The sequence below is a fragment of the Streptomyces sp. NPDC004732 genome (assembly GCF_040609235.1).
Lineage (GTDB): Bacteria > Actinomycetota > Actinomycetes > Streptomycetales > Streptomycetaceae > Streptomyces.
Genome location: NZ_JBEXJR010000028.1, coordinates 1 through 22,491, shown reverse-complemented (window position 1 = coordinate 22,491; position 22,491 = coordinate 1). Strand labels below are relative to the sequence as shown.

19 protein-coding genes and 1 pseudogene are annotated in these 22,491 nt (G+C 70.3%); 11 read left to right on the top strand and 9 right to left on the bottom strand.

Annotation, left to right across the window (positions count from 1 at the left end):
• From ABZV77_RS42190 to ABZV77_RS42165, 6 genes are all read left to right on the top strand, one after another.
• Positions 1-1,509 carry a glutamine synthetase family protein gene (locus tag ABZV77_RS42190; RefSeq protein WP_356268639.1) on the top strand — a complete coding sequence of 503 codons (1,509 nt, stop codon included), beginning with the start codon at positions 1-3 and terminating at the stop codon, positions 1,507-1,509.
• A gap of 24 nt (positions 1,510-1,533) precedes the next feature.
• Positions 1,534-2,823, top strand: coding sequence for an adenylosuccinate lyase (gene purB / locus ABZV77_RS42185; protein ID WP_356268637.1), 1,290 nt, complete (start codon positions 1,534-1,536; stop codon positions 2,821-2,823).
• Positions 2,807-3,247: a GNAT family N-acetyltransferase gene (locus tag ABZV77_RS42180; RefSeq protein WP_356268635.1), complete on the top strand. Its 441-nt coding sequence runs from the start codon at positions 2,807-2,809 to the stop codon at positions 3,245-3,247. Before purB ends, ABZV77_RS42180 begins: the two co-directional genes overlap by 17 nt.
• Positions 3,248-3,333: 86 nt before the next feature.
• Complete coding sequence (locus ABZV77_RS42175; RefSeq protein WP_356268633.1) at positions 3,334-4,095, top strand: response regulator transcription factor; 762 nt, start codon at positions 3,334-3,336, stop codon at positions 4,093-4,095.
• 107 nt (positions 4,096-4,202) lie between these two features.
• On the top strand, positions 4,203-5,660 hold the full coding sequence (locus tag ABZV77_RS42170) for a multicopper oxidase domain-containing protein (protein WP_356268631.1): 1,458 nt from the start codon (positions 4,203-4,205) through the stop codon (positions 5,658-5,660).
• Positions 5,661-5,686: 26 nt separating this feature from the next.
• Positions 5,687-7,219 carry an MDR family MFS transporter gene (locus tag ABZV77_RS42165; RefSeq protein WP_356268629.1) on the top strand — a complete coding sequence of 511 codons (1,533 nt, stop codon included), beginning with the start codon at positions 5,687-5,689 and terminating at the stop codon, positions 7,217-7,219.
• A 67-nt stretch (positions 7,220-7,286) separates the two neighbouring features.
• On the opposite strand, the gene ABZV77_RS42160 is transcribed toward ABZV77_RS42165, so the two are convergent.
• From ABZV77_RS42160 to ABZV77_RS42150, 3 genes are all read right to left on the bottom strand, one after another.
• Positions 7,287-8,372, bottom strand: a complete 1,086-nt coding sequence (locus ABZV77_RS42160; protein ID WP_356268627.1) for a methyltransferase — start codon at positions 8,370-8,372, stop codon at positions 7,287-7,289.
• Positions 8,373-8,450: 78 nt separating this feature from the next.
• Positions 8,451-9,839 carry a 3-carboxy-cis,cis-muconate cycloisomerase gene (gene pcaB, locus ABZV77_RS42155; protein ID WP_356268659.1) on the bottom strand — a complete coding sequence of 463 codons (1,389 nt, stop codon included), beginning with the start codon at positions 9,837-9,839 and terminating at the stop codon, positions 8,451-8,453.
• A 98-nt stretch (positions 9,840-9,937) separates the two neighbouring features.
• Positions 9,938-12,028: an FAD/NAD(P)-binding protein gene (locus ABZV77_RS42150; RefSeq protein ID WP_356268625.1), complete on the bottom strand. Its 2,091-nt coding sequence runs from the start codon at positions 12,026-12,028 to the stop codon at positions 9,938-9,940.
• 770 nt (positions 12,029-12,798) lie between these two features.
• On the opposite strand from ABZV77_RS42150, the gene ABZV77_RS42145 reads away from it, so the two are divergent.
• Complete coding sequence (locus ABZV77_RS42145) at positions 12,799-13,620, top strand: AfsR/SARP family transcriptional regulator (RefSeq protein ID WP_356268623.1); 822 nt, start codon at positions 12,799-12,801, stop codon at positions 13,618-13,620.
• Between the two features lie 167 nt (positions 13,621-13,787).
• Here ABZV77_RS42145 and ABZV77_RS42140 read toward each other — a convergent pair whose 3' ends face one another.
• The 4 genes from ABZV77_RS42140 to ABZV77_RS42125 form a co-directional block, all read right to left on the bottom strand.
• The gene (locus ABZV77_RS42140) at positions 13,788-14,804 is read right to left on the bottom strand and encodes a ParB/RepB/Spo0J family partition protein (protein ID WP_356268657.1); all 1,017 of its coding nucleotides are present in this window, start codon (positions 14,802-14,804) and stop codon (positions 13,788-13,790) included.
• Between the two features lie 987 nt (positions 14,805-15,791).
• On the bottom strand, positions 15,792-16,793 hold the full coding sequence (locus tag ABZV77_RS42135; RefSeq protein WP_356268621.1) for a transporter: 1,002 nt from the start codon (positions 16,791-16,793) through the stop codon (positions 15,792-15,794).
• On the bottom strand, positions 16,790-17,686 hold the full coding sequence (locus ABZV77_RS42130) for an ABC transporter ATP-binding protein (RefSeq protein ID WP_356268619.1): 897 nt from the start codon (positions 17,684-17,686) through the stop codon (positions 16,790-16,792). The genes ABZV77_RS42135 and ABZV77_RS42130 overlap by 4 nt, the downstream gene beginning before the upstream one ends.
• Positions 17,683-18,087, bottom strand: a complete 405-nt coding sequence (locus ABZV77_RS42125) for a GntR family transcriptional regulator (RefSeq protein ID WP_356268617.1) — start codon at positions 18,085-18,087, stop codon at positions 17,683-17,685. The genes ABZV77_RS42130 and ABZV77_RS42125 overlap by 4 nt, the downstream gene beginning before the upstream one ends.
• A 283-nt stretch (positions 18,088-18,370) precedes the next feature.
• On the opposite strand from ABZV77_RS42125, the gene ABZV77_RS42120 reads away from it, so the two are divergent.
• A complete protein-coding gene (locus ABZV77_RS42120) occupies positions 18,371-19,036 on the top strand; it encodes a nitroreductase (protein ID WP_356268615.1) in 666 nt (221 codons plus the stop codon).
• Between the two features lie 213 nt (positions 19,037-19,249).
• Positions 19,250-19,453, top strand: coding sequence for a helix-turn-helix transcriptional regulator (locus tag ABZV77_RS42115; RefSeq protein ID WP_356268613.1), 204 nt, complete (start codon positions 19,250-19,252; stop codon positions 19,451-19,453).
• 92 nt (positions 19,454-19,545) lie between these two features.
• On the opposite strand, the gene ABZV77_RS42110 is transcribed toward ABZV77_RS42115, so the two are convergent.
• On the bottom strand, positions 19,546-20,367 hold the full coding sequence (locus ABZV77_RS42110) for a MerR family transcriptional regulator (RefSeq protein WP_356268611.1): 822 nt from the start codon (positions 20,365-20,367) through the stop codon (positions 19,546-19,548).
• Positions 20,368-20,896: 529 nt separating this feature from the next.
• Between ABZV77_RS42110 and ABZV77_RS42105 the strand changes: the two genes are divergently transcribed.
• Together ABZV77_RS42105 and ABZV77_RS42100 are read left to right on the top strand one after the other, a co-directional pair.
• Positions 20,897-21,247 (top strand): hypothetical protein, encoded by a 351-nt coding sequence (locus ABZV77_RS42105; RefSeq protein WP_356268609.1) that lies wholly within the window; start codon positions 20,897-20,899, stop codon positions 21,245-21,247.
• Between the two features lie 307 nt (positions 21,248-21,554).
• Positions 21,555-22,124, top strand: a complete 570-nt coding sequence (locus ABZV77_RS42100; protein ID WP_356268607.1) for a transcriptional regulator — start codon at positions 21,555-21,557, stop codon at positions 22,122-22,124.
• A 273-nt stretch (positions 22,125-22,397) separates the two neighbouring features.
• Here the strand turns inward: ABZV77_RS42100 and ABZV77_RS42095 are convergent.
• Positions 22,398-22,491: pseudogene (locus tag ABZV77_RS42095) on the bottom strand (MBL fold metallo-hydrolase); the annotation flags it as partial.

The following is a 22,491-nucleotide window of genomic DNA, read 5'->3' as shown; positions in this document are numbered from 1 at the left end:
ATGTACACCCGCTCATGGCGCTCCGTAGCCGCCCAGGACGCCGTCGGCACCCCCTCCTTCGTCGCGGACCACGGACTGTGGAGCCAGGAACAGCTGGCCGCCGCCGAACAGATCGAGGCCGGCCTGGCCCAGCTCGACTTCGTACGCCTGGTCTTCTGCGACCCGCACGGCCTGGCCCGCTCCAAGACCCTGACCGCCGACACCTTCCGCTCGGTCCTGCGCAACGGCATGAACTTCAGCCCGGGCCCCTTCCTCTTCGACACCGGCCACGCCATCGCCGTCGACTTCCTGGGCGAGCCCGGCCTCGGCGTCGAAGAACTCGCCGGCGCCGGCAACTTCATCCTGGTGCCCGACCCGCTGACCTTCCAGCCCCTGCCCGGCACCCAGCCCCGCACCGCCTGGGTCATCGGCGACGAATACCTGCGCGACGGCACCGCACACCCCCTCTCCTCCCGCGCCGTGCTGCGCCGCCTGGACACCGCCTACACCGCCCACGGCTACACCCCCGTGGTGGGCCTCGAAGTCGAGTGGTACCTCACCCGCCTGCTCGAGGGCGCGCCGGGCAACGAGGGCAACGGCTTCGGCCTGCAGGGCAGCGCCCCCCAGGTGGCGCCCCTGAACGCCGGCTACCAGTTCAACCTCGACGCCCGCTACGACTCCGTCGCCCCCCTCACCGACCCCCTGGCCCTGCACCTGAGCGCGCTGGGCCTGCCCCTGCGCTCGATGGAACACGAATCGGGACCCGGCCAGGTCGAATCCACCTTCAGCCCGATGCCCGCCCTGGACACCGCCGACGCGATGCTGCTCTTCCGCACCACCACCAAACGCTGGTGCGCCCAGCGCGGCCACCACGCCTCCTTCATGTCACAGCCCGCCCTGGACGCCTTCGACCCCAGCGGCTGGCACATCCACCAGTGCGTCCTGGACACCGCGAGCGGACGCAACCTCTTCACCGCCGAAGGCCCGTCCGGCGGCCCCTCCCCGCAGGCCAAGGCCTACGCCGAGGGCCTGCTGGCCTGGAGCCGCGAGCTGTTCCTGCTGTCGGTGCCCACCGTCAACGGCTACCGGCGGCTGGGCTCCCGCCACGCCCTGGCCCCCACCCGCATCGACTGGAGCGTGGAGGACCGCAGCGTCATGCTCCGCATGGTCGGCGCAGGACCGGGCGCCCACATCGAAAACCGCAGCGCGGAACCGTGCGCCAACCCCTACCTCGCCATCGCCGCCCAGCTGTTCGCCGGCCTCGAAGGCCTCACCGGCACCCCGGCCCCCGAAACCGGCCCGCAACCCGGCACCGCCTCGCCCCAGTTCGTACCGCAGTCCCTGCACGCATCCCTGGACGCCTTCCGCACCGGCCGCGCCGAACAGCTCCTGGGCCGGCCCCTTGCGGCCTGCCTCACCAAACTCAAGGAGAGCGAACTGCACCGCTACGACACCTGGCGCGCCACCACAGGAACAGGCGAGGACCAGGTCACCGCATGGGAACAGCGCGAGTACTTCGAGGCGTACTGACCACCGCAGAACAGAGGTCGTTGCATGATTCCCCGATACACCCTGCCCGAGATGGCGGATCTCTTCTCCGACCAGTCGCGCTACGCCACCTGGGTCCGCGTCGAGATCCTGGCGACCGAGGCCCAGGTCCACCTGGGCCGCGTCCCCCAAGCAGCGCTCCAGGACATGCGCCGGGCCCGGGTACCGCTCGCAAACCGCATCGCGGAAATCGAGAAGGAACGCGACCACGAGGTCCTCTCCTTCCTCGCCGCCTACTGCGAGGACATCCCCGAACCCTCCGCCCGCTGGGTCCACCTGGGCATGACCAGCTACGACCTGGTGGACACCGCGCTGGGCCACACCCTGGCCCGCGCCACCGACCTGCTGGCCACCGCGGGCAGGCGCCTGCGCCGCACCCTGGTGGCCCGCGCCCAGGAGCACTGGGACACCCTGATGGTCGGACGCACCCACGGCATCCACGCCGAGCCGACCACCTTCGGGCACAAACTCGCCGGCTACGCCTTCGCCGTCGACCGCTCCCTGCACCGCCTGGCCGCCGCCCGCGAAGCCGTCGCGGTCGGCACCGTCTCCGGCTCGGTGGGCACCTACGCGCTCATCGACCCGTTCGTCGAGGAACACGTGTGCCAGGCGCTGGGCCTGGGCATCGAACCCGCCCCCAGCCAGGTCGTCGCCCGCGACCGCCACGCCCAACTGGTCCAGGCCGTCGCCGCCCTGGGAGCCTGCGTCGAACAGATCGCCCTGGAACTGCGGCTGCTGCAGCGCACCGAGGTCGCCGAGGTCGAAGAACAGCGCGCCGGCGCCTACCAGGGCTCCAGCGCCATGCCGCACAAACGCAACCCCACCACCAGCGAACGGCTGTGCGGCCTGGCCCGCCTGCTGCGCGGCTACGCCACCACCGCACTCGAAGACGTCGCCCTGTGGCACGAACGCGACCTGGCCCACCAGGCGGCCGAGCGGGTCATCCTGCCCGACAGCCTCTCCGTCGCCCACTTCCAGGCCACCCGCGCCGAAGAACTGGTGGCCGGCCTGCGCGTGCACCCCGACCGGATGCGGGCCGCCCTGGACCACACCCACGGCCTCATCCACAGCTCCGCCGTCCTGGTGGAACTGCTGGGCGACGGCACCGAACGCGAGCGGGCCTACCGCTGCGCCCAGGCCGCCGCGAACCGGACCGCGGCCACCGGCACCCCCTTCCAGGACACCCTGGCCCAAGAAGGCGTCCACCTGCGCCAGGAACTGCGGCCCGAACACTTCCTGGTCCACCACGACGTCATACGGCGGCGATTGGAGATGCTCGATGAGCTGGAAAACTGAACGCGTCAACGGCACCGACCTCGACCTGGACGAGGTACTGGCCGTCTACCACGACTCGGGCCTGGGCGAGCGCAGACCCGTCCAGGACCGCGACCGGATGGCCACGATGATCCGCGAGGCCAACCTCGTCGTCACCGCCCGGGAAGCGGACGGCACCCTCATCGGCATCGCCCGCAGCATCTCCGACTTCTCCTACGTCACCTACCTCTCCGACATCGCCGTCATCCGCCGCCACCAGCGCTCCGGAGTGGGCACCGCCCTGCTGGACGCGACCCGGCAACAGGCCCCCGACGCCAAGGTGGTGCTCCTGTCGGCCCCCGCCGCCACCGGCTACTACCCGCGCGTGGGCTTCACCCGGCACGACTCGGCATGGGTCCTGAACCCCGGACAGCCCCTGCAGGGGCCGCCCCGCGCCCACCCCTAGACCGGCAGGCCGACACCACGATCCTCCGGGCCGCCGGCCGCACGTCCGGCGGCCCGCCCGGGCACAGCACACACCACGGGGGAGGCATGAGCCACATACCGTCACCGGCACTGCTGGAGCCCTTCGCCCCCGTGCCCGAGCCCGCCCGGCCCCTGGAGCCGGGCACACCGGCACCGGCCCGCCCGCCCACCGGCCAGCGCATCCTGGTCGTGGACGGCGACGCGGCCCTGGCCGGATCACTCACGGCCCAGCTGCGCCGCCACGGACACGACCCGGTCGGCGTCCGGCACGGCAGCGCCGCCCTGCAGGCCTACGAGGACGTCGAACTGGTCCTCCTCGACCTCGACCTGCCCGACCTCGACGGCCTGGAAGTGTGCCGCGCGATCCGCGAGGTCAGCAGGGTCCCCATCATCATCGTCACCGCCCGCCGCTCCGAACTGGACTGCGTCCTTGGCCTGCACGCGGGCGCCGACGACTACGTCACCAAGCCCTACGGGCTGCGCGAACTCATGGCCCGCATCGAGGCGGTGATGCGCCGCACCCGCTGGCAGCCCGCCACGGCCAGGGAACTGGACCACGGCCGGCTGCGCATCGACGTCGACTCCCGCCAGGTCACCGTGGACGACCAGCCGGTCGCCCTCACCCGCAAGGAGTTCGACCTGCTGTACCTGCTGGCCTCCCAGCCCGACACGGTCATCCCGCGCAAGCAGCTCCTGCAGCAGGTGTGGGGCGACTCCTGGTCACGCCGCACCATCGACACCCACGTCAGCAGCCTGCGCGGCAAACTCGGCGCCAGCGCATGGGTCGTCACCGTGCGCGGGGTCGGATTCAGGCTGGGCACCGGATGAGCGGCCCGCCCCCGCGAGCACAACGCGCAAGCCGCACACGCGTGCGCCCCGCCACACCACCGCAGCCCCCACACCGGCAGCGGTGCAGACACGCCCTGGAGACCACCATGCTCACCCGACGCAGTGCCCTGAGCGCCACGCTCGCCACCACAGGAGTGGCCCTCACCGGCGCCGGCCTCACCCCGCTGCTCGCCGCCCGCGCCCGCACCCAGCCCCCGCCCCAGACGACCCGGGCAGCCCCCGCCACACCGGAGAAGTTCCGGCGCCCGATGCCCCTGCTGCCCGAGAAGAAACCCCTGGCCCGCACCGGCCGCTCCGACCTGTACGTGATGACCATGAAACCCGCCCGCGCCGAGATCCTGCCCGGCATCCCAAGCGACGTCCTCACCTACGACGGCCACTTCCCCGGCCCCGTCATCAGAGCCCGCACCCACCACCCCGTGGTGATCCAACAGCGCAACCGCCTCACCGTGCCCACCGCCGTCCACCTGCACGGCGCCGCCGTCCCCCCGGACAGCGACGGCGACCCCATGAACGTCATCGAACCCGGCGCGGAGCGCACCTACCACTACCCCAACCGCCAGCCCCACGCCCCACTGTGGTTCCACGACCACACCCACCACCTCGAAGCGGAGAACACCTACCGCGGCCTGTCCGGCTCCTACCTCCTGACCGACCCCACCGAAGCCGCCCTGCCCCTGCCCAAGGGCCGCTACGAAGTCGTCATCGCCCTGCGCGACGCCCGCCTGGACGAACAGGGCCAACTCGCCTACGCGATGGGCGACCGGGCCCGCAACACCCTCCTGGCCAACGGCGTGCCCTACCCCTACTTCCAGGTCGCCGCCCGCAAGTACCGGCTGCGCCTGCTGAACGCCTCCAACCAGCGCCGCTTCGAACTGAAGCTGGCCGACGGCGGCCCGCTCGTCCAGATCGGCTCCGACGGCGGCCTGCTCACCGCCCCCCACACCACCGACCGCATCGCGCTCTCCGCGGGCGAACGCGCCGACGTCATCGTCGACTTCTCCCGCTACCCCGTCGGATCCAGCGTGGTCCTGGACAACACCACCGGCACCGGACCCGCCCAAGACATCGGCGAGGTCCTGCGCTTCGACGTGGTCCGCACCGCCCACGACCCCAGCCAGATACCCGCCCGCCTGCGCACCCTGCCGCCCCTGCCCCGCCCCGACACCCACCGCACGGTGGTGCTGCGCATGGACGAGGGCGGCGAACACCCCGGCGCCTACATCGACGAGAAGGTGTACGACCCCCAACGCGTCGACGCACACATCAAGTTCGGCACGAGCGAGATCTGGACGGTCACCAACGCCAACGCACGCGCCGAGCACAACTTCCACCTGCACCTGGTGCAGTTCCGCATCCTGGAGCGCGCCGGAGGACCCCCGCCGCCGGGGGAGAGCGGCCTGAAAGACACCGTCTTCCTCGCCCCGGGCGAAACCGTGCGGCTCCAGGCCCTGTTCAACAGCTACCGCGGCCACTACCTCTACCACTGCCACATGTTCGAGCACGGCGTGCGCGGCATGATGGCCACGATGCACATCAGATGAGGCGTTCCGGCCAGAAGGAGGAGCCCGTGGACGCGACGACGGGCGAGGCCGAGGGGACCCGGCGCGGCCCCCGGCAGCGCAGCGTACGCCTCGCACTGATACCCCTGCTGCTCGCGATGCTGCCGTCCTCGCTGGGCACCACGATCGTGGCGACCTCGATGCCGACCATCGCCGGTGAACTCGGCGGCGTCGCCTACCTGTCCTGGGCCGTCACCTCCTACACCCTGGCCGCCGCGGCGTCCATCCCGGTGTGGGGAAAGCTCGGCGACATGTACGGGCGCAAGCGGTGGCTCGCCGTGGCGATGTCGGTCTTCCTGACCGGCTCCCTGCTGTGCGGACTGGCCCAGGACATGGGCGAACTGATCGCCGCCCGCACCGTCCAGGGGCTCGGCGGGGGAGGCCTCGCGGTCGGCGTCATGGCCGTCATCGGCGAGCTGATCCCGCCCCGCGAACGCGGCCGCTACCAGGGCATGATCACCAGCGTCATGGTGTTCTCCATGATCGTCGGCCCGCTGGCCGGCGGCAGCATCACCGACGTCTTCGGCTGGCGCTGGGCCTTCTGGTTCAACCTGCCCGTCGGCGCCCTGGCCCTGCTCCTGACCGCCCGCCTGGTGCGGGTGCCAGGCCGCCGCCGCACGGCACACATCGACTACGTCGGCGCGCTGCTCCTGGTCGCCTGCATCGTCTCCTTCGTCCTGGTGGTCACCTGGGGCGGCGTCGAGCACGCCTGGAACTCCGGAACGATCCTGGGCCTCACCGCCCTGTCCACAACGGCCCTGGCGGGCTTCGTCCACGCCCAGTCCCGGGCCACCGAACCGGTCCTGCCCCCGCACCTGTTCGCCGACCGCAACTTCTCCCTGATGGCCGTCCTCAGCTTCACCAACGGCTTCGTCATGTTCGGCGCGGTCCTCTACCTCCCGCTCTACCAGCAGGCCGTGCACGGCGTCTCCGCCACCGGCTCAGGACTGCTGCTCCTGCCGATGCTCGGCGCCCTGGTCCTGGCCTCCCAGTTCTCCGGGCGCACCGTCGCCCGCACCGGCCACTACAAGATCCTCCAGGCGGGCGGCGCGGCCGCCATGCTCACCGGCACCCTGCTCCTCACCCAGGTGGACACCCACACCGCACGGCTGACCGCCGCGCTCTTCATGGCCCTGCTCGGCGCCGGCATGGGCTTCCTGGGGCAGAACGTGATGACCGTCGCACAGAACAGCGTCGCCACCCAGGAAGTGGGCGTCGCCTCCGCCGCGATGACCCTCTTCCGCACCCTGGGCCAGTCGGTCGGCGTCGCCGTCATGGGCACCCTGTTCAACCACCGCGTACGCGACGTGATGAGCGAAGGCACCGGCACCACCGCCCTGTCCGACACCCGGCTGGACGCCGACGGCATGAGCCGCCTGGATCCCGGCGTACGCACCGTGTACCGCAGCGCCGTCGCCCAGGGCGTCCAGGGCGCCTTCGTCCTGGCCGCACTGGCCGCGGGCCTCGCCCTGCTCGCAGCCCTCCTGGTCCGCGAAATCCCCCTGCGCGCCGCCCGCAAACAGCCCGGACAGCGCCCCTGACACACGAAACCGGCGCCGCAGCCCCCCTCGCGGGGCCGCGGCGCCGGAGACGGCACGGGGGGTGCGCTCAGCGCGCACTGGCCTCCACCACGGAGATCGCCGCAGGCGTCTGCACCACACGCTCCAGCCGGAACCCGGCCTTGCCCAGCAGCTCGGAGTACTGGGCACGGGTCCGTTCCTTGCCGCCGACCAGCAGCATCAGCCACAGGTCGACCAGCTTCCCCGAGTGTGGGCCGTTCAGCTGGTCCGGGACGACCATCTCCATCACCAGCAGCCGCCCGCCCGGGTTCATCGCCTTGCGGACGTTGCGCAGGATCTCCAGCGCCTGCGGCTCCGGCCAGTCGTGCAGGATGTGCTTGAGGATGTACGCGTCCCCGCCGCCGGGCACCGCGTCGAACAGGCCGCCGTCGGCGATCGTGCACCGGCCGGACACACCCTGCTCCGCCAGGAAGTCCGCGGCGCCGTTGGTGCCCACCCGCGGGTCGGAGAGGATCCCGCGCGCCGCGGGATTCTTCTTCAGGACCCCGGCGAGCAGATCGCCCCGGCCGCCGCAGAAGTCGACCACGGTGCCGTAGCGGGCGAAGTCGCAGGCGGCCAGCAGCGGTTCGGTCTCGGTGCCCGACATCGCGCCCATGCCGTTGGTGAAGACGGCCCCGTACTCCGCGTTGGCCTCCAGATACTCGAACGCACCCATGCCGCGCAGCTTGGGCAGGCTCGGCTCACCGGTGCGCACCGCATCGACCAGGTGACCCCAGTCCTCCCAGTGGATGGGATGACCCATCAGCCGGGCTATGCCGTACATGGACATCGGGGCGTCCTTGAGCAGCGACCGGGCCATCGGGGTCAGCTTGAACCGGCTGTCCTTCTGCTCGGCGAAGATGCCGTAGGTCGCCAGCAGCCGCAGCAGGCGGTGCAGCGCGTCGGGGTCCGCACCGGCCTTCTCGGCGATCTGCTCGGGCGTCAGCGGCCCGTCCACGAGGGTCTCGGCGACGCGCAGCTCGGCGGCCACGTAGATCGCCTGGCTGACCATGGCGCCCTGGACGAGTTCGAGCAGGGCGAACGGCGGCGGTGCGAGCTTGCGCGTCAGACCCTGCAGAGCGGCGCGCACGCTTTCGACGGCACGGACGACACGGGCGGGCGGCAGTGGCGGCATGACATTCCTCCGGCTTGGCGATTGATTGACGGTTGAAGAACAGGAAGGGAAGAAGAGGGAGAGAAGGGGGAGAGGGGGTCACCCGCGCAGCGCGCGGTCCACCAGCACCCCCGCCGCCCCGGTGTACCGCTGCGGATCGAGCAGCTCCGCCAGCTCGCGCCCGCTCAGCACGCCCTCCAGCGCAGGCAGTTCGGCCAGCACCTCACCGAGCGGCCGCCCGGCCGCCCGCGCACGCTCCAGGGCTCCGGCGAGCAGCTCCCTGGCCGCGGCCCTGCCGATCCGGGCCGCCAGATACGCCGAGAGCCGCTCCGAAACGACCTGACCTCCCGTCAGGCCGAGGTTGTCGCGCATCCGTTCCCGGTGCACGCCCAGCCCCGCCGCCAGCTCGGCGGCCGCATGGGCGGCGCCCCCGGTCAGCCGCAGGCACTCGCGCAACGGCTGCCACTCGGCATGCCACAGCCCCGCCGAACGCTCGTCCTCCGCCGGCAGACACTGCGCCAGGATCGAACTCAGCGCGGGCACCTGGACCGCGGCCGAGCGGATCAGGGTCGCCAGGACGGGGTTGCGCTTGTGCGGCATCGCGGACGAGGCGCCCCGGCCCTCCCCGGCGGGCTCAACGACCTCACCGATCTCGGTACGGGCCAGCACCTGCACGTCCACCGCCATCTTGCCCAGCGCGCCCGCGGTGTGGGCCAGCGCCGCCCCCAGATCGGCGACCGGCGTGCGCAGGGCGTGCCAGGGCAGCACCGGGTGGGCCAGGCCCGTCTCGGCGGCGAACGCCCGGGCCAGCCGGTCCACCACCTCCTCGGTGCTCCGGCCCCCGGCGCCGTCCGGCGCCTGCGCCGCGTACTGCAGGTAGCCGGCCAGCGTCCCGGCCGCGCCGCCCAGCGACACGAAGAGCCCCTCGTCGGCGACCCGTTGCAGCCGCGCGGCCGCCGCCAGCACCAGGTGCCGCCAGCCGGCCGCCTTGAGCCCGAACGTGGTGGGCACGGCATGCAGGGCCAGGGTCCGCCCGGCCATCACCGTGTCGCGGTGGTCGGCCGCCAGCGCGGCCAGGGAAGCGGCCGTGGCCCGCAGGTCCGCCACGATCAGCCGCAGCGCCCGCGCCGCCACCAGCATCGCCCCGGTGTCGAAGACGTCCTGGCTGGTGGAGCCGCGGTGCACGTACTCCGCGGCCTGCGGCGCCTGCTGGCCCACCAGCCGGGTCAGCGCAGCCACCAGGCCGACCACCGGGTTCGCCGTCCGGCGGGCGGCCAGGGCCAGTTCCCGCACGTCGAAGTGCTCGGCCCGGGCGGCCGCGGTGATCGCCTCGGCGGCCGCGGCGGGCACCGTGCCGCAGCGCGCCTGGGCCCGGGCCAGGGCCGCCTCCGCGTCCAGCATCGCCTGCAGCCAGGCGGTGTCACCGACCGCGGCCTCGACACCGGTGCCCACCCGCACCGGCGACAACAGCCCGGCATCCGGCTGCACGGCCAAGGCCAGGACCTGCGCCTGGGTCTGCGCCTGGGGCTGGGCCTTGGGCTGGGGCTGGGTCTGGGCCTGCTCTTCGGGGTCACTGCGCGTCACGCTCACGGATGCACCTCTCCAGGTCCAGGAGCCATCGCCAGGCCGTCCGCCCCGCCGGGCCCGTCCACCCCGCCCGGCGCCGGGCCGTTGCCCGCCGGACCGTCGTCCGCGGGGCCCTCGGCCGCACCGGGGGAGGACCGCGGCGGCGCGGGCAGCGCCAGCACCGCCTCCGCGATCGCGTCGGAGTCCTCCAGCGTCACCGACCCGACCCCGGGCCGGATCCCCGCGGCCGTCACCCAGTGCACCGACTCCGTGGGCACGCCATAGGCGAAGCGCCGCGGATGCGGGACCCCGGCCGCGCTCAGCAGCCGGAACGACCGCGCCACCGCCAGCCCGCCCGTCTCGTAGCCCTCGCCCGTCCGGGAGCCGTCGATGCGGTAGGGGCGGCACTGCCCCGACTCCAGCAGCTGCCGCATCAGCGGATCGCCCGTACGCCGCAGGTCGATCTCGGGCAGCCGGGCCTCGATCAGCGCGGTGGCCCGTACCCGGACACCGGGAATCTGCGCCGACGTCCCGACGAACCCGGCCGCCCCCGCCCCGCCCTCCTCGCTGCCTCCGCCGGTGGTGGTGACACGGATACCGGGACACGACACGTCGAGCACACCGGCCTCCATCAGCGCGAGCATCTCCTCCACGCGCCCGGCGGGCGGCCCGATGGACAGATAGGCGTTGAGCGGCGTGTACCAGCCGTCCAGCTCCTCGCGGTGCGAGGCGGCACCGAGCCCGCCGTGGTCGACGGCCAGCCGGATCTCGTTGCGCAGATCCCGCAGCACGTCCAGCGCAGCCTTCAGCGGCCCGCGCACATTCCCCCGGCGCGCCTCCAGGACGTCCCGGGACAGGTGCTCCCGCAGCCAGGAACGGAACGCCGCCAGATCACCGAACACGCGGGAGCCGTACGGACGGGCGACGACATCCCAGTCCCAGCGCTCCGCCTCCTCGATCCCGGCGGCCGCCAGCACACCCTCCTCCGCCCGCCCCGGCGCCGCATGCAGGAACCCCGACGCGAAACAGGCCACCGCACCAGGGGCCTCGCCCCGCGCGGCCAGCAGCGCCTCGTAATAGACGCTGCGCACCTCCTTGGAAATCAGCGGCCACAGGTCGGTGCCGAAACACAGCGGCCCCCCATCCCCGCCGCGCAGCGCCGCCACGTGCTCGACGGTCAGCAGCCGCGGCCGGTAACGGCCGTGCGCGCCCTTCTCGTTGTCGCCGCGGGAGTGGTACGGGACACCGCGCCGCGAACCCGCGTGCAGCCGCGGCTCCCGCCCCGAGGGCCGGTAGACGAGCCGCCCCCCGACGCGCTCGAAGACGCCGCCCCGGGCATGGGTGAACAGCGACATGTAGTCGAAGAAGTTCAGACCGAGCCCGCGCAGCAGCACGTCCTGGCCCGGCGCGATGCGCGACAGGTCCACGTCCGCGGGGTTGGCCGGAGGGATGTAGACGAGACCGTGCCGGGCGGCGAACTCGGCCAGCACACGCTCGCTCTCACCCGCCCGCACCGCCACGTGCCCCTGCGCCAGCACCACCGCGGACAGCCCCGCCAGCCGCGCCCCGTCCTCCAGCACCACCGCCTGCGCCCCGGCGAACGGATGCCCGCCCCCGTCCTCCAGAGCCACCGCCCGCACCCGGTGCACACGGATCACCACATGCTCCGGCGCGTTCGCCAGAACCTGCCCGAACGCCCAGGTCAGGTACCGCCCGTACAGGGCACGGGTGGGATACGTGTCCGGCCCCAGCGCCCGGGCCTCGGCCAGGACGTCCGCGCCGCGGGGCGTGGCAGGACCGGGCGGGAGCGAGCCCAGCCCCAGCGACCTGGCCCACTCGTACAGGCTCGGCCCCTCCTCCAGCGGGCCGCGGATGCTGACGCTGTCGTCGGTGTACACCGTGACCTGCGAGGCGACGGTGTTCATCAGCAGATGGGGCGACTGCGCGGGCCGCCACACGCGGCCCGCGCCGGGCGGCTCGGGATCCACGACGTGCACGGTCACGGCGTCCCACAGCGGGGACTTCCGCTCCTGCGCGCAGATCCGCTCCAGCACGGACAACCCGCGCGGCCCGGCGCCGATCAGGCACACCTCGGTGCGCCGGCCGCTCACCAAGTTGTTCCGCCCGGCGCATCGTCGTCAACCAAGGGTCCAGTGGGCATGGTCGCGTTCTCCTTGTCGCGGAGGGCATACCGGCCAGAGAGCAACCGCCGTGCGGTGCGCCCCCACACTCCCGACGGGGTCAGGAGGCGTGCTCAACCAGGACTCGCGTCCCGGCGGAGGCCCACGCGAGCCGACCAGGACACAGCTCTCCGCATGGATCACCCAGGCACGGATCATCAAGGCATGGATCACTCAGGAAGGAAGAGGCGGCGCATTACGCGGCCCCGGGCCGCTCTCACGCGATTATCCGAACTCGGCCCGCAGGCGCGGGCGGAGGAATGCGTGAATGAGCGAATGAGGACATGGCGCCACGTCGGGCGCCGGTCCGTCCGGCACGGCGGACAGATCACAATCCCGCAGACCTTATTACAAGTGCGCGCGGGAGGGGAGACCCTATGTACGGAAGGACGGCGGAGGTATTTCCTCCGCTTCACCCGGACCTGACCTCCCCCCGCCCCGAGGGAAGCACTTGCCGCACCCGCCGACGAGTCGACACAATTCCGCTGGCCCATGAGTTATCGGTGGACAACGGCGAAAGTGACATCAGAGGGATACCTGAAAAGCGGTGGAGTATCTGCAGATCCGGGCCGCCAGCGGCTGACGTACCCGACGGATCGGTTAGCAGAGAGAGGCTGTGAAGTCTGCCATGCGACATGCGCTGCAGATCAGATTCGGTGCCGGCTCGCAAACGCGAAGCCGCCGGATTCTAGGAGGAATCTGTGAGGGTAAAGGTCCTCGGCCCGCTTGGTGCCGATGTTAACGGTGTGAATGTTGTGCCAACCGCAAGCAAGCCACGGCAGATACTGGCGCTTTTGGCCCTCTACCCAAGACGGGTCGTGCCGATCTCGACGCTCATGGAGGAAATCTGGGGAGTCGACCTGCCCGCAAGCGCCATGACGACCCTGCAGACCTACATCCTCCAGCTGCGCCGCCGACTGGGCACGGCCATGGGCCCGGACGCCGCGGGCAGCGCCAAGGACGTCCTGGTCACCCGGTACGGCGGCTATCTCCTCCAGATCCCGCCCGAGCAGGTCGACGTCCACGAGTACGACCGCCTGGTGGCCGGCGGCCAGCGCGCCTTCGACAGCGGCGACGACCTGGCGGCGGCCACCCTCTTCCGGCGGGCCCTGGACCTCTGGGACGGATCCGCTCTGGTCGACGTGCGGATGGGCTGCGTACTGGAGATCGAGGCGACCCGCCTGGAGGAGAGCCGCCTGGTCACCCTGGAGCGGCGGATCGACGCCGAGCTGCGCCTGGGCCGGCACTGCGAGTTCATCGCGGAGCTGAGCGACCTGATCGCCCGCCACCCCCGGCACGAGGGCCTGCACTCACAGGCGATGGTGGCGCTGTACCGCTCGGGCCGCCAGGCCTCGGCCCTGGACGTCTACCAGCGCCTGCGCGCCCGGCTGATCGAGGATCTGGGGGTAGAGCCGTCGCCGCAGTTACAGCGGCTTCATCAGGCGATCCTCACGGTCGACCCGCGCCTGGACGTCATCGCAGGCCCCCGGCGCTCGTCCACGTACGACCGCTACGCGAGCTGAGCGGGCACATCCGCGGTGCCGTCGGCGGCATCTGCAGATCCCGGGGGAGTACGTCTCCTCGCGAAGGGATGCCGCCAACATCGCCCGCCACCACGGCCCTCCGGGCCACAGGGGCCGACTGCGGAATTTCCTCAGTTGGACGCCTGGCTGGACGCCTGGCTGGACGCTTAGTTGGACGCCTGCGAGCACTCGTCGCACAGGAGCTCCATGCGCATCGCCACGAAGTTCCACTGTGCCGCGCACGCACGGGCCAGCGCGGCGATCTTCCTCGCCTGATGGGCGGGGGCCGGCAGCGCCAGACCGGGATCGCTCTTGCGGATGATGCGGGCCTCGAGCCAGCGGATCATCTCCCGGCCGTCGTTGCTGTACTTCAGGGCGGGGTCCCGCTTCAGCGACTCGAGCTGGGCCAGGGGATCCATGAGCGGGCCCGCCGGCTCCAGGCCCTGCGGCGCACGGGCCCGGGCCTCCGAGCCGGGCAGCGGCCCCTCGTCCTGGCTGCGTAACCGTTTCTGCGCCTCCCGGGCCGCCGGTCCGGGCGCACCGGCACTCTCCCGCAGGACGGCATCCGGCTGCTCTCCGGCCGCAATTCCGGCGGTCTTCTGGCGTCCTTTGTGGGAATTCAGCGGCCGCACCCGGCCGTCACGCCCGACCCTGAGCGGGGCCTGGGCGATCCGTCCCGCGAATTTACGGCGCAGCACCCCGACGGTCTTGCCGGAAAGTCCGGTCTTCACGGCGACCGCCCGGTCCGACCACTCGGGGAAACTCTCGAGGATCTTCATCGCCGACTTCTTGCGGTCGGAGAGGGCCAGCGCCAGGCCGTGCTTCATGTTCAGCTCGACGGCTAAGAGGAACGCTTCCCGATTCGAGCCCTCGAAGTAGCGCACCTCGATGGTTTCCTGGCCGTTCAGCCGGGCCACGGTCAGCCGGTGCATTCCGTCGATGACCTTCATGGTCGAGCGGTGCACGACGATCGGCGGAAGTTTATCGGTGCACGCGGCCAGGGTCCGCACATGATCCTGATCTATACCGGCAAGACGAGGGGAATCCGCGTCACGGAGCATGTTGATCGGAATCCGGATGATTGAATCGGATACTTCGGTCGAGTGGTCAGGCCCGACGGGCCGACAGAATTGATCTTTAGGAAGTTCCCCCCCAGGGGTGGTCTCCCCTGGCATTCCGATCATCACGCTGCTTCTCCTCCCCCGGACCGAAGCGCATAACGCGGCGAGAGTATCATGAGATTCCGCCACGAACAGAGAACTCTCCGGGATTTCATGCAATTGCGTTATGCCCGTTTTTTCCGGAGAAGGCCACCGCCAACAGAAACCACCAGCGACCACCGCACCGGAACGGAACAAGACACCCCGCACACGCCCCCCTCCTCACCCCAACCGCCCCCGAACCCGCCCGGGACCTGGCCAGACACCCCCCGGCCACCCCCGCCCCCCACAGCACACCCCAAGCCACCCGCCTCCGCAACGGGCCCTCACACCCCCCTCTCCCGGCCGCCCCCGCACCGCCCGCCCCGGCCGCCCTTGCATTCAGCCACGCGGCACCCTCGGACCGCACTGCTGAACAAATGCGTTCTTGCGTAAGTAGTGGCGTGCAAAGCAGTACTGAGGTGCCGGACGGTGCACGAGAGGCCAGTGGTGCAAAGCGCCCCCGCATGCCGCCCGGCAAGACGCCGCACGCCCGGCAAGCCCACTGGCCGCACAGCCCACGTTCACCACAACGCTCCGCAGCAGCCCGGCACGCGTGCGCCCCCGCGAACACCGCCGGGGAATCAGGGAAAATACCGAGATCCCGCACGCCCTCCGCGGCCGACGGGAAAGACCCGTGCCACGTACACCGACGAAATACCCCAGCCACGGCTGAAACCCAGCCGATTTCCCCCACCGGCCCCCGCACTGAAACTCAGTCAGAGATGTGCCGCTGGTCCTCCAGGTCCGGCCCGTCGAGTGTCAGGCCTCGGCCCACTCGGTCCGCTGAGGCAGGAGACGACCTCGTCCGCGGCGGTGTGGACTTCACCGCCCGGCCGAAGGTGGATGAAAGAAGCGCAGAGATCGATCGGAGCAACGGTCATGCCGGAACTTGCCTTCTGCGGCTGGCCCGGCGGGGAGCGCGTGCCCGGCTGCCCCTCGCGGATGCTCCCGTAGCGGGACTGGCATCTGTCAGGTCACTCGGCGGCGGATCCACCACGCGCAGAACCCTGCCAGGGCGAGGGCAAGGCCGAGGTAGATCCCTGTCTCGGCCCATTGAAGGGCCCAGAAGTTACCGGCGGGCTGGTACGTCACCTGCTGCTTGTAGCCCTGGGCGCCGAGGTCGGCGATGCAGCGGTCGACCTGCTTCAGGCTGGCCAGGCCGGACTTGTTGTACAGGCAGTCGGCGAAGGAGGACGGCGTGGACGACGGCTGACCGGCGGCGTTCAGCGTGTGCTGGGAGGTGAGCCAGCCGCCGTGCACATCGGGGTGTACGACGATGCTGCTGTCATCCTGGATGCCGAGGTGGGTGCGGGCCGTGATCGGCACGGTGGTCTGGTCCGGGGCGGCCAGATGCGCCCGGACCCACATCGGCACGGCGATCTGGACCGCAATGTAGACGACGAGCGTGGTTGCCATCGCGGGCAGGGTGCGGCGGATGACGAGGCCGAGGGCGACACCCAGGACGAAGGCGAAGGCAGCATAGGCGATGGGGACGACACCCCGTGCCGGGAAGGCCATGGGGTCGAGCCGCGCGAAGTAGGTGTCCGTGGCGCCACCGTTGTTGATGGCCCGGTCGATGGGACTGCTCCACCAGCTCACAGCGAGCGCGCCCAGTCCGGCGGCGGTCATGGCGGCCGCCGCGCCGAGGCCCAGCTTGGCCGCCAGCCAGCGGGTGCGGGTGACGCCCTGGTTCCACGCGAGGTAGTGGGTGCCGGTCTCCAGTTCACGGGAGATCAGCGGCGCGCCCCAGAACATCCCGATGACCGCCGGCACGGCGAGCACGACCAACAGCCCGGTGTAGTAGAGGGCCTGGTCCGAGCTGGAGACCTGGCCCACCAGGCTGCTGCCGGCCGCTCGGTAGAGGTCGGACAACCGCGGGCCGGTGACCGCGAGGGTGGCGGCGAGGGCAGCCACCGCGGCGAACACCACGGCGGCCTGGGTACGGAACTGGCGCCAGGTCAGCCAGATCATCGGAGTACCTCCAGCGCGGGCCGGGTGTCACGTACCGCATCGGCAGGCCGGGTCATGTAAGCCAGGACGATGTCTTCCAGACCGAGCGGGCTGACGGTCCAGGACGGGTCGTGGACCGCGGTGTCGGTGCGCACCAGGAGAGTGGTCTGCCGGTCGGTGTGGCTGGCGGTGATGACGTGCTGACCGGCCGGGAGCGTGTCCGGGTCCCGGCGCGGTCCGGTGAGCCGGTGGTGGCAGGCGACCAGGTCGTCGATGTCGCCGGCCACCTGCACCCGGGAGTCGACCAGCACGATGACGTAGTCGCAGGTCCGCTCCACGTCGGAGACCAGGTGGGAGGAGAGCACGACGCTCAGCTCGTGCTCGGCGACGGCCTCCATCAGGTCCTGCATGAACTCCCGCCGGGCGAGCGGGTCCAGGGCCGCGACCGGCTCGTCCAGGATCAGCAGCTCCGGGTGCTTGGCGATGCCCAGGGTGAGAGCGAGCTGCGCGCGCTGGCCGCCGGACAGCTTGCCGGCCCGCTGCTTCGGGTCCAGACCGAGGCGACGGATCCGGTCGCGCGCCACCGCGTCGTCCCAGTTCGGGTTGAGGCGCTTGCCGAAGTCGAGGTGGTCGGCGACGCTCAGCGCCGCGTACGTCGGGGTGTCCTGGGCAACGAAGCCGACCTTGGCCAGCTGTTCCACACCCACAGCAGGACGGCCGCCGCACACCTCGATGGTGCCGGCCGTCGGGGTCAGCATGCCGCAGGCCAGGTTCAACAGGGTCGACTTGCCGGCGCCGTTGGGGCCGACCAGGCCGACCACCCGCCCGGCGGGGACGTCCAGGTCGCAGTTCTGCAGCGCCCAGCGCTGCTTGTACCTCTTGCCCAGGCCCTGGGCCCGTAAGGCGGCGCTCACGCCACGTCCTCTCCGGCGGTGTTACGAAATGTGTTCACGAACAGCGCCTCGATGCTCTCGTCGTCGAGCCCGGCCAGGCGGGCCTTGGTCAGCCAGCGCTGCAGATCCTTGCGGAGCGGTCCGTGCGCGGCGAGCGTGCCGTCTGCCAGCGTCCGGGTCACGAACGTCCCGACGCCGGGACGGGCGGCCACCAGACCGTCATGCTCAAGCTCCCGGTACGCCTTGAGCACCGTGTTCGGGTTGACCGCCATCTGCCCTGCCACGTCCTTGACCGTGGGCAGCCTGTCGCCCTCCTCCAGCAGGCCCAGGCGCAGTGCATGCCGAACCTGCTGGACCAGCTGCTGGTACGGAGACAGGCCGGACCGGCTGTTCAGGTGGAACTCAATCACCGGTTCCTCCATTTATCTAGTTGCCTAGCACTATAGCCCTCTAGGCTGACCATTCGGCAAGGCACGCGCTGCGGCACCGGCCGCCCGGCACCCAGGGGAGCCGGCCGCACAAGGCAGGCACTCGCCAGACCGCGCCCGGGCGTCAAGAAATCACCGCCTGCCGACACGCACGCCCACGATCAACAACCCGCAGGCGGGCAGCGCCGACAACTTGAGCGGGAGCGACCTGCTCGCCGGGTGCGATGATCACCCGCGTGTCTTCGCTGCCCGCCATGGAGTGAGAGGACCAGAGGACGTGGACGTGTACGAAGCCGTGGACAGCCGCAGGGCCGTGCGAGCGTTCAGCGATGAGCCGGTGCCCAGAGACGTCCTCGAACGAGTACTGGCGGCAGCAACGCGAGCCCCGTCGAGTGGGAACCTGCAGCCATGGCACGTATATGTCGTGACCGGCGAGCCTTTGGCCGAGCTGAAGAGGCGTGCAACGGCCAGGGCACTGATGGGAGACCCGGGTGATGAGCGGGAGTATCCGATGTACCCGCCCGAACTCACCTCGCCGTATCTCGACCGCTTTTCCGCCGCGGCCGCCCAGCGATACGAAGCGCTGGGAATCGAGCGTGACGACCCCGCCCGGCCCATGAAGATCGCCGCCTTGAACTCGGAGGCGTTCGGAGCACCGGTCGTGCTGTTCTGCTACCTCGACCGGACGATGGGGCCGGGGCAGTGGGGGGACGCGGGGATGTACTTGCAGACGGTCATGCTGCTGCTGAGGGCAGAGGGCTTGCACAGCTGCCCCCAGGTGATGTGGACGATGTACCGCGAAACCGTCAGCAAGACGGTCGGAGCCGATGACGAACTCGTGCTGTTCTGCGGTGTCTCAGTGGGATTCGAGAAAGAAGGCGCGCCACGGCTGCGTACCGGGCGGGCAGACATGACAGAAACGGTGAGCTTCATCGGCACGTGACCTGCTGATCGGCGATCCACACAGCAGACGGGTCGTCAGCCGGTGTCGCGCCGCTTCTGCAGTACTGCACTAGTTGTAGTTTCCGTGCGAGCAAACCATCCCGCACGTGGACGCCGACAACCGGCAGCACTACACATTCGGCGACACGGTCACCATCGACGCGTGGAAGATCGACACGAGCGTGCTGCCGATGTACGGCGCGGAGTCGGGCCTGTGACCGACACCGCCGCGCTCGTGAGCCACTGGCGGCGTCAATGCGGCATGTCCCAGGCCGAGTTGGCCAGCGCCGCCGGGACGGGGCAGGCCGCCATCTCCCGCATCGAGAGCGGCCACGACATCCCGACGCTGCCTGTCCTGGAGCGAATCGCCACCGCCCTGGGATGCAGCCTCGCGATCACATTCACCACGGCCCCCTGACACGCGGCTGCTAGCGCCCCTCGGCTTCCCCTGGGTCTATCGAGCCATCTCCCAGACCACCGATCCCGTGGCAGGCCGGGGCGTGAGTGGTATCAGCCCCGGGTCACTGGTGCCTGCAGTTCCGTCACCCAGTCGTCACGGTTTTCCGGGCACTCCAGGTTGATCTCGCGGGGGTATCCGGTCGACTGGTAGCCGTTGGCGTCGATCCAGCGGGCCAGGGCCTGGATGGTGGGGAGCACGGTGTCCATCGAACCGCGGTGCACGATGGTCGCTGCCTGGTCGAGGGGCGGCAGGTCGAGGATCTGGAAGGTGCCGTCCTGGAGAGGGGCGGAGACCTGGACGGCGGCGTGGGCGCTGATCCTGCCGCCGCCCTCCGGGGCGTCCTCGTAGTACGCGACGCCGGGGCCCGTGGGGGTAATACCCGCCGAACTCAGGCACTGGAACAGCTCGTCGTAGAGCGGCCCGATGACCGGGCCAATGCCCTCAGGCTCGAGACTCGCGGCTGTCGCGGTCAGCTCCGCCACCCGGACGGAAGGGACGCTCTTGATGACAACGTCGTTCGTGGGCATGTGCCCCTCACTCTCGATCGCTCGGATCCTCACCTCGACCTGGACCAGCCGTGCTTCTGCGGCAGCCATAACGGTCTCCAGTTCGGCCCGCCGCAGCCGCAGCATGCCGCGCAGTTCCCCGAGGCTGACCTTCTCGTCCACGATGTCCCGGACCTGCTGGAGAGTGAATCCGAGATCCTTGAGCGCGATGATCCGGTTGAGACGGGCGAGCTGGGCAGCGGTGTAATAGCGATAGCCGCTGGCAGGGTCGACGTAAGCCGGACGCAGGAGTCCGGTCGCGTCGTAGTGACGCAGCATCCGGACCGAGACGCGGCCATGCCGGGCGAAGTCTCCGATGATGAACATGATGTCTCCGAGCTGACCGCCTGACACAGTGTGAGGGTCAAGAAGCTACTTGACGGCCGGGCGACAGCGAGAGGCTGCCTTCTTGCAATGTCTCGTCCCGAGATCTGCCGTTGAAGGGGCATGAGAGCCCGCGAGGACGCCGCTGAACGTGCCACTGAGGAAGGCGAGCTGGCCGCCCACCAGGAGGCAAGCTCCCAGTCGTTCGCTGCGTTGAGGAACGACGAGGTTGCGCTGATGAACTGGCTGTAAGGCTCGACCTCGCCGCCGTCCTCGCGGCGTCCGCCCAACTCCGACCCCTGGGCTGGTCGCACACCCGGCACGTATGACCGAACTGCCGCGCAAGAACGGCTGTACGTTGTGCCGTGCAGGATGGAGCAGTGTGTGGTCGCGCACGAGGCACGGGTGGGGAGCGGCTGTGAGAGCTGGCAGGGGCGGCATACGTCGGGTCGCCGGGCCGCTGCTGTGGCTTCTTGCACTGGTGGCATTCGTGGTGCCGCTGTCGCGCAGTGTGCCGGCCACCTTCACGTATATGGCGGGATACACATCGAAGATAGAGAGCTCCAAGCCCGGGTCGCTGCCGCGGGAGGAGTCCGACTACTTCTGGCGGGACGCCTCCGGACGGCCGGTGCACGGAACGATCGCCGACTGGGAGGACAACTGGTGGGAGGTGCACGACGGGTCCCTGTGGGTCTCCTCGGAGGGCGTCGCCTACCTGGACCCGCCTGCCAGGCATGCGATGGTCCTTGGGTACGGAGGTGCCGCCGCCGTCGTGGCATGTGCGGGGTACGTCCTGTGGGCTCGCCACAAGGCACACGCGGTGGACGACGACCTTCGATCAGCCGATCCCGTGGCCCGTTCGACGTTCACCAAGTCCGCGTAGTCCAACGCCCATGCCGCCGGGCTAGCCGTTCTGAGGCACACAGGGATCACGTCACTGTGCATCACGCCAAATCGTCACGTCTCGGAGCCTTTGCTGAGAATGCTTCAATGGACGACCTATATCGCGCAAACTCCCCAGCAAATCCCGGCGACCACAATCCAATTGGCCACATAGGCCGATCCCACCGGCAGCGCAAGCAGCGATAAACTCACCAAACTCTGACGGTCGCCATCGGCTCAAACTCCAGCAAAATAGCCGGAGTTACGGTATCGTAGAGACCACAGTTACTCACAGAAAGGGATCCCCAATGCCGGAAAGGACACGTGATTTCGGCCATTATGGGGCCCAGGGCATCAAGGGCAGCGAAGCAGTTGCCCGCCAACTCGACCAGCTCGCCGGGTTCATTGCCACACCGATCACTCAACAACGCGGCCTGATGGCCCGGTTGAAGTATCTGACCCGCTCGGATCACGCCCGCAAGGCTGCGCGCGATGCTGGCCTGACTGTCACCGACCGCACCCTGAATGCCTGGCTGGCGGGCAAACGCCGTCCTTCGAAGGCCAACCTGGCGAAGATCGAGGCCGCTTACCACGCGGTACGCCGACAGAATGTGGCCCGCTATCTGCTGCGCCGGTTGAACAACGGGGGAGGGACCCGGGTGGAGATCCACCCGTTTAACCAGTCCCAGGTGGACCGGCGGTTCCAGCGGGTGTTGGAGTACCGGAGTCTCAACATCCGTCAGTGGGACGCCATTATTCGTGCCTGGGCGGCCGGGGATATGGCGGCCCAGGGCGATGCGTGGGTGGACGCGATCGTGGATCTGGGGTCGCAATGGGGGCAGTATGAATATGTATCGGCTGTAGGATTCGCGGCGTGAACTGACGGCTTGTCATATCAGGGAATTGAAAAGTGACGGGCCGTCACCAAGCGTGCGGCTCCCGCCCTTTTGCTGCTGCTTTTAGTGAAAGCCGCGGAGCGGATTTCACCCGGAAATCGCGGAGCGAATTCCGGCAGGCCGAATCGCGGAGCGATTCGAGCCGCGGACAACGGAGTTGTCCGTGCCGGCGACGGAGTCGCCGGCTTGCCGCGCGGAGCGCGGCTTTCCCGCCGCGTAGCGGCGGCGCGTCGTGTCTGCGGAGCAGACCGCGCGCGCGTCGTCCAGCGGGCCCGGGTCGATGACCACCGCCAGCGGGGAGTCGGGCTCGGAGACGATCCAGGTGTTCGTGCCGTCCAGGGTCATCGCC

Coding starts and splice junctions, on each gene's coding strand:
- ABZV77_RS42190 (WP_356268639.1), top strand. CDS start 1: ATGTACACCCGCTCATGGCGCTCCGTAGCCGCCCAGGACGCCGTCGGC.
- purB (WP_356268637.1), top strand. CDS start 1,534: ATGATTCCCCGATACACCCTGCCCGAGATGGCGGATCTCTTCTCCGAC.
- ABZV77_RS42180 (WP_356268635.1), top strand. CDS start 2,807: ATGAGCTGGAAAACTGAACGCGTCAACGGCACCGACCTCGACCTGGAC.
- ABZV77_RS42175 (WP_356268633.1), top strand. CDS start 3,334: ATGAGCCACATACCGTCACCGGCACTGCTGGAGCCCTTCGCCCCCGTG.
- ABZV77_RS42170 (WP_356268631.1), top strand. CDS start 4,203: ATGCTCACCCGACGCAGTGCCCTGAGCGCCACGCTCGCCACCACAGGA.
- ABZV77_RS42160 (WP_356268627.1), bottom strand. CDS start 8,372: ATGCCGCCACTGCCGCCCGCCCGTGTCGTCCGTGCCGTCGAAAGCGTG.
- ABZV77_RS42140 (WP_356268657.1), bottom strand. CDS start 14,804: ATGATCGGAATGCCAGGGGAGACCACCCCTGGGGGGGAACTTCCTAAA.
- ABZV77_RS42135 (WP_356268621.1), bottom strand. CDS start 16,793: ATGATCTGGCTGACCTGGCGCCAGTTCCGTACCCAGGCCGCCGTGGTG.
- ABZV77_RS42125 (WP_356268617.1), bottom strand. CDS start 18,087: ATGGAGGAACCGGTGATTGAGTTCCACCTGAACAGCCGGTCCGGCCTG.
- ABZV77_RS42110 (WP_356268611.1), bottom strand. CDS start 20,367: ATGTTCATCATCGGAGACTTCGCCCGGCATGGCCGCGTCTCGGTCCGG.
- ABZV77_RS42105 (WP_356268609.1), top strand. CDS start 20,897: ATGGCGGGATACACATCGAAGATAGAGAGCTCCAAGCCCGGGTCGCTG.
- ABZV77_RS42100 (WP_356268607.1), top strand. CDS start 21,555: ATGCCGGAAAGGACACGTGATTTCGGCCATTATGGGGCCCAGGGCATC.